This window comes from Methylocucumis oryzae, from assembly GCF_000963695.1.
Classification (GTDB): Bacteria; Pseudomonadota; Gammaproteobacteria; order Methylococcales; family Methylomonadaceae; genus Methylovulum; species Methylovulum oryzae.
On the sequence record NZ_LAJX01000207.1, the window covers coordinates 1 to 5,413 of the forward strand.

Annotated in this window: 8 protein-coding genes; 7 read left to right on the top strand and 1 reads right to left on the bottom strand. The window is 44.8% G+C overall.

What is annotated here, in order from left to right:
* Positions 1-226 precede the first annotated feature (226 nt).
* From VZ94_RS17300 to VZ94_RS17325, 7 genes are read left to right on the top strand one after another with little or no spacing between them, the layout of a single operon-like run.
* Complete coding sequence (locus VZ94_RS17300) at positions 227-421, top strand: hypothetical protein (protein ID WP_045780177.1); 195 nt, start codon at positions 227-229, stop codon at positions 419-421.
* Positions 421-1,866 carry a hypothetical protein gene (locus VZ94_RS17305; protein ID WP_045780178.1) on the top strand — a complete coding sequence of 482 codons (1,446 nt, stop codon included), beginning with the start codon at positions 421-423 and terminating at the stop codon, positions 1,864-1,866. Before VZ94_RS17300 ends, VZ94_RS17305 begins: the two co-directional genes overlap by 1 nt.
* A gap of 12 nt (positions 1,867-1,878) precedes the next feature.
* A complete protein-coding gene (locus tag VZ94_RS17310; RefSeq protein ID WP_045780179.1) occupies positions 1,879-2,307 on the top strand; it encodes a hypothetical protein in 429 nt (142 codons plus the stop codon).
* Entirely contained in the window at positions 2,304-3,404 is a 1,101-nt protein-coding gene (locus VZ94_RS17315) for an RCC1 domain-containing protein (RefSeq protein WP_052700695.1), read from the top strand. The genes VZ94_RS17310 and VZ94_RS17315 overlap by 4 nt, the downstream gene beginning before the upstream one ends.
* Entirely contained in the window at positions 3,401-3,610 is a 210-nt protein-coding gene (locus tag VZ94_RS32860; protein WP_369126306.1) for a sulfotransferase, read from the top strand. The genes VZ94_RS17315 and VZ94_RS32860 overlap by 4 nt, the downstream gene beginning before the upstream one ends.
* On the top strand, positions 3,555-4,406 hold the full coding sequence (locus VZ94_RS17320; RefSeq protein WP_131655613.1) for a sulfotransferase: 852 nt from the start codon (positions 3,555-3,557) through the stop codon (positions 4,404-4,406). Before VZ94_RS32860 ends, VZ94_RS17320 begins: the two co-directional genes overlap by 56 nt.
* On the top strand, positions 4,378-5,163 hold the full coding sequence (locus VZ94_RS17325) for a hypothetical protein (protein WP_204369198.1): 786 nt from the start codon (positions 4,378-4,380) through the stop codon (positions 5,161-5,163). The genes VZ94_RS17320 and VZ94_RS17325 overlap by 29 nt, the downstream gene beginning before the upstream one ends.
* On the opposite strand, the gene VZ94_RS24675 is transcribed toward VZ94_RS17325, so the two are convergent.
* Positions 5,129-5,344, bottom strand: a complete 216-nt coding sequence (locus VZ94_RS24675) for a tyrosine-type recombinase/integrase (RefSeq protein ID WP_204369199.1) — start codon at positions 5,342-5,344, stop codon at positions 5,129-5,131. The genes VZ94_RS17325 and VZ94_RS24675 overlap by 35 nt on opposite strands.
* Positions 5,345-5,413 lie beyond the last annotated feature (69 nt).

Genomic DNA, 5,413 nt, shown 5'->3' on the forward strand with positions numbered 1-5,413 from the left:
CGACGTTTATCCTTTTCGGATAGAGTTCCAAACAGGCGCTGCATCTTGATTTCAATGGCTTGGTCATAACCAATCATGGGCTTTTAATCGTCTTGCTCAAATCGCTTCATTATCCCAGATTTACCATTAGCAATTCAGGGAAGTTGTTTGGGGCTATATCCTTAATCTAAATACTGCGACCGGGGATTATGTTTGGATTACCGGAACAAGCACTATATCAACTATCGTGTTAGCTGAAGGCGCTGAAAGAACAGTCCGGTTTGATAAATCACTCACGTTAACGTATAACGCCGCCGCAATTGATTTTGCCAGGCAAAAAAAAATATCAAAACCGCAGCCGGTGATAGAGCAATTATTAGAGGCGATAAATCAGGAATTGTCCGCGTTATCGCCTATCAACGCGCAGACGGTACAGCATTAGTGGGAAGCGGTAGCGGTGGCGATTCATCCGGCAATCCCTTGCTATGGGTTCACGGCAATAATATTGCTTCAGCAACAACCGTTAACTTAAATGACGCAACCGGTGATTTTGTTTACATAACCGGTGAAGAAACCATAACCGACATTATTTTAAGTAATGGACAAGAACGTACCGTAAGGTTTGTTAACTCGCTAACGCTTACGCATGATACAGCAAATATTAACCTGCCAGGGAAAGCGGATATCGTTACCGCAGTTGGTGATATAGCCGTATTCCGTGGTGATACAGGTGGCAAAGTCCGCTGTGTGTCGTATCAACGCGCAAACGGTAAGGCATTAATCGAAACCGGCGCACCGCCTTTTTCAGATGCTTTTCCATTATTACAAGATGCGCTAGATGCGACTAAGCAAGTCCGTTTTGAATTAGGCGAACTAACGACAAATACGACGCGAGTTATTACGTTTCCAGATAAGGATGGGGAGTTAGCCACTTTAGAAGATGTGGCGGCTATGGCAAGCGCAGGGACGTTACCGGTTGTTGATACTACTTTCATCGCCAAAGGCACAACCGATGCAACAAAACGAGTGCGGTTAGAGCTTGATACGCTTTTAGATACCGCTACAGATGTTGTTTTAACTATCCCAAACAAAAATATTACGCTAGCCGGTCTTGATGATATTGATGACGCGGTTGCCGGGATAACCTTGCCTGTCGCTGACACAACCGCGATTATCAAAGGTTCGTCGGATGCAACAAAGCGGGTTCGATTTGAGGTTGACGGCCTTACGACCGGCGTAACACGCGTACTAACGGTGCAAGATAAGGACGGCACGCTAGCCACTTTAGATGACATAGCGGTGGTTGCGGATGAATTAGCGACAAATACCGTGCTTAATCCAACGGTTAGCCCGTATACCATTCCAGACTACAAAAACGCCTATGTAATTGTTCCGGTAGGCGGAGCGTTTACGGTAAAACTTAATGCGACACCGAATGATGGGGATGTGTCCGTAATTATTGCTCCCTCCGATGCAAACACTAATCCTGTCACGGTGCATAGAAACGGCTTAACCATTAATGGTGTTGCCGCTAACTATGTGCTGAATTCGCCCAACACCGCCGCCGTACTTGTTTTTAACGCTGATGGTAACGATTGGCGAAGATACTCGCTTGCAACAGAAGTTTTAGGCGCGATAGATGCAATATTAACTGGCTTTGTACCGGGTGCTGGCACGGTCACGGATACTGATAGCATATTAACAGCGCTACAGAAGATTGTTGGCAATATATCTGCATTAACGACTACAGCTATAACAGAGGGAACAAGATTATATTTTACTAACGCGCGGGCAATTGCCGCGACGTTGACCGGATTTGCCGCTGGTGCGGGCACGGTTGCATCGACTGACACTATCTTGCAAGCGTTGCAAAAAAATTGTCGGTAATATTGCTAGTTTTTGGGTGGTAGTACCGGCGGCACTGATAATGCTTTGCTACGCGCAAACGGCACAGGCGGCGCAACGGCTCAGGCATCTGCGGTTATTGTCGGTGATAACGGCGAAATAAGCGGCTATCGGGGTAACGCTGTCACGTTTAGCGGCACAACAGCGGCTATTGATGCCACATCAGTACCGTCAGGTAGTTATGTCAGATTTACTAACGCTAGTGCGGTTGCGGCAACGATTGCATCATCTGTACCGGCTGATTGGTGTTGTTCATGCGCACAGATTGGTGCTGGACAAGTCACTTTTTCTGTTACTGGCGGCACGTTACATAATTTTTCAACGCATACAAAAACAGCCGGGCAAAAAGCTATTGTTACGCTGTATTGCGACAGTAATGCAGGCTCCGCGCCGCAAATTTATCTAGCGGGGACTACGGTATGATGGGTTTACCAGCCGGACTAGGATTATTTGGTACTGGAATTATAATTCCACCATCTTTACAGGGACATTTAAATACATGGGGTTCTAATACTAACGGCCGTTTAGGTGATGGTACTACGCTTAGTCGGTCAAGTCCTGTACAAATTGGTTCAGATGTTGATTGGGATATGTTAAGCCTTGGTGGTTTGCACTCATTAGCAATAAAAGCCGGAAAACTATTTGCCTGGGGCGGAAATACTTATGGCGCATTAGGCGATGGTACTACGGTTAGTAAATCAAGTCCTGTGCAAATAGGTACAGAAACCGATTGGGAGTTTGTAAAAGCGGGTATATCTACATCTTTTGGAATAAGAGCCGGTAAATTATTTGCTTGGGGTTCTAATACTAACGGCTGTTTAGGTGATGGTACTACGGTTAGTAAATCAAGCCCCATACAGATTGGTGCGGCTACAGATTGGGAATTTGTGACGGCGGGTCAATTTCATACATTAGCGATAAGAGCTGGCAAATTATTTGCTTGGGGGAATAATAGCTATGGTTGTCTAGGTGATGGTACTACGGTGAATAAATCAAGTCCTGTGCAAATCGGTTTGGGTACTAATTGGACACATGCGGCGGCTGGTGGGACTCGTTTTTCCTTAGGGGTATATTTAAACAAGCTTTTCACCTGGGGTAATGCATATTACGGAAAGCTTGGCAATGGTACTACGTCTGGCAGTAAAAGCAGTCCGATACAAATTGGCGCAGCTACCGATTGGGAGATGGTAACAGCAGGTAAGTATCATGCATTAGCTGTTCGAGGTGGCAAGGCTTTCGCTTGGGGCAGAAATAATAAAGGTCAAGTTGGTAATGCTAGTGTTGGTGGGAATATTAATAGCCCTATTCAAGTTGGCGTTGCCACCGACTGGTTATCAATTGAAGCAGGTCATTCGCATTCAATAGGAAGAAGAGCAAATGGATTGTTTGCATGGGGATTTAATAACCAAGGTCAAGTCGGCGATGGGACGATAATTGATAAATCAAGTCCTGTGCAAATAGGTACAGAAACTTGGTTAAGTATTAGTGCAGGTAGTTATAACTCTGGTGGTATAAGATGATTTATTTCTTAGCAGGCTTGCCACGTTCTGGCTCTACATTATTAGCTAATCTTTTAGCGCAAAACCCGCTAATCACTGCAACAGCAACCAGCGGAGTGATAGATTTATTGGCGGCATTAATAAACACCTGTGAGCATAATCCTACGTTTTGTGTCCGCATCAAAGGCCGAAACATACAATTTATTAAGAGCAGTTTTAAACGATAAATATAAAAACGAATCGGTTGTTGTTGATAAAAATCGTGGTTGGGCTAGACCAGGCGTTATAGAGACTATGGCGCAAGTGTTAGGACATCAACCTAAAATTATAGCGACTGTTCGACCTGTCGCTGATTGCGTGGCGTCATTTGTCCGGCTAGTAAAGCCAGATAACGTTAGTGAGCTTGTCAAAACATCGCCACTTATTGAGCATCTTAAGTTTTCTTATCAATCATTAAATGCCGGTTTTGCTGCCTATCCAAACTGCTTTTTGTTTGTCGAGTATGACAAGCTTGTGAGTAATCCAGCAATCGAGTTGCAACGTATTTACGATTTTCTTGAGTTGCCGACTTTTACTCACGCATTTGATGCTATTGAATCAACAGTGATTGAAGATGATGAGGCGGCGTGGGGCATCAAGGATTTACACACTATTCGGCCAACAGTTAAGAAAATAGCACCGCCTGCTATTGATGTTTTGGGCGAAAAACTACACGATTACTTTGATGTGCCGGAATGCTGGAATCTAAACAAACCGGTTAAACCGCGTGTTAAATTGCTAGATGATGCACTGGCATTAGCGTTAAATGGCGATTTTGTTAACGCTGAATCGGTATTAGATATAGCGTTACAACTTGACCCAAACGACAACCGAGCGTTATTTAATAAGGGTTGGTATGAGCTAGCGCGAGGCAATCTTAAAAAAGGTATGCAGTTAATTGCGTGTGGTCGCCACGAAAAACGTGTTCGGGAGTCCACCGCCGTCAGGTATGCCTATGTGGTCTGGACAGGATTTAACAGGTAAGACTGTGTTATTGAATCTTGAGGGCGGATTGGGCGACCAAATTTGCAACGCTCGATTTGCTACTAACCTAGCTGGTTTGGGGGCTAAAGTAATTTTAAGCGGTGATGCAAGCTTAGCGTCAACATTAATGCAGATAGATGGCGTGACGGCATACGCTGAAAGCACCTGTGCGGGCGGTGTTTATCACGATTATTATGTGCCGAGCATGAGCGCGGCATTACTGCTTGGATTGGAGTATAGCGATTTAAGCGGCAAGCCTTATTTGCCATGCGCTGAGCGTAAGCGAGGTGAGGTGTTACGGGTTGGGTTGCGATGGTCTGGCAATCCACAGTTCGAGCATGAGCAGCATAGACGGTTTGACCCTGAGTTGATGTTTTCTTTAACGCGTATTCATGGTGTTGAGTTTGTCAGCTTGCAACGTGATAGTGATGTAGTTATCCCTGATATTATTGAGCAGCTTGATTTATCAACATGGGACGCAACGCGACAAGTTATTGAGTCGTGCGATTTAGTTATATCGTCATGCACATCAGTAGCGCACATGTCGGCAGCTATGGGGAAAGCGACGTGGGTAATCGTACCTATTTTGCCGTACTATCTGTGGGCGTTACCAGGCGAATTGTCGCCATGGTATGACTTGGTTAGGTTGTTTAGGCAAACTAAAAAAGGATGTTGGAAAAATGTTTTTGATAGCATTTATGTCGAATTGGAAAAACATAAAACTACCACAACCTTTCCGCTAAATCAGACCCTCTAAGATTGCTATACCGCTTAAGCATTTTTAAGTCTTTATGTCCGCTAATCTTAGCAATCTGTAAATCGGTTAACGTGGTTTTCTCGTATAAACGACAAACTGCTTCATGGCGCAGGTCATGAAAATGCAAACCATCGCACCCGGCTAATTGTGCGATAGTTGCCCATTTACGGCTTAGGCGCATAGTCGTATTACGCAGCGATTCTTTCCGACCATCCCAAAAGAAAAAACAAATTGCTCGCGCTTAGGTTGC

What these genes read in the sequence shown, in the direction of transcription:
- VZ94_RS17315 (WP_052700695.1), top strand. Translation starts at nt 2,304, where the DNA reads ATGATGGGTTTACCAGCCGGACTAGGATTATTTGGTACTGGAATTATA.
- VZ94_RS32860 (WP_369126306.1), top strand. Translation starts at nt 3,401, where the DNA reads ATGATTTATTTCTTAGCAGGCTTGCCACGTTCTGGCTCTACATTATTA.
- VZ94_RS17325 (WP_204369198.1), top strand. Translation starts at nt 4,378, where the DNA reads ATGTGGTCTGGACAGGATTTAACAGGTAAGACTGTGTTATTGAATCTT.
- VZ94_RS24675 (WP_204369199.1), bottom strand. Translation starts at nt 5,344, where the DNA reads ATGCGCCTAAGCCGTAAATGGGCAACTATCGCACAATTAGCCGGGTGC.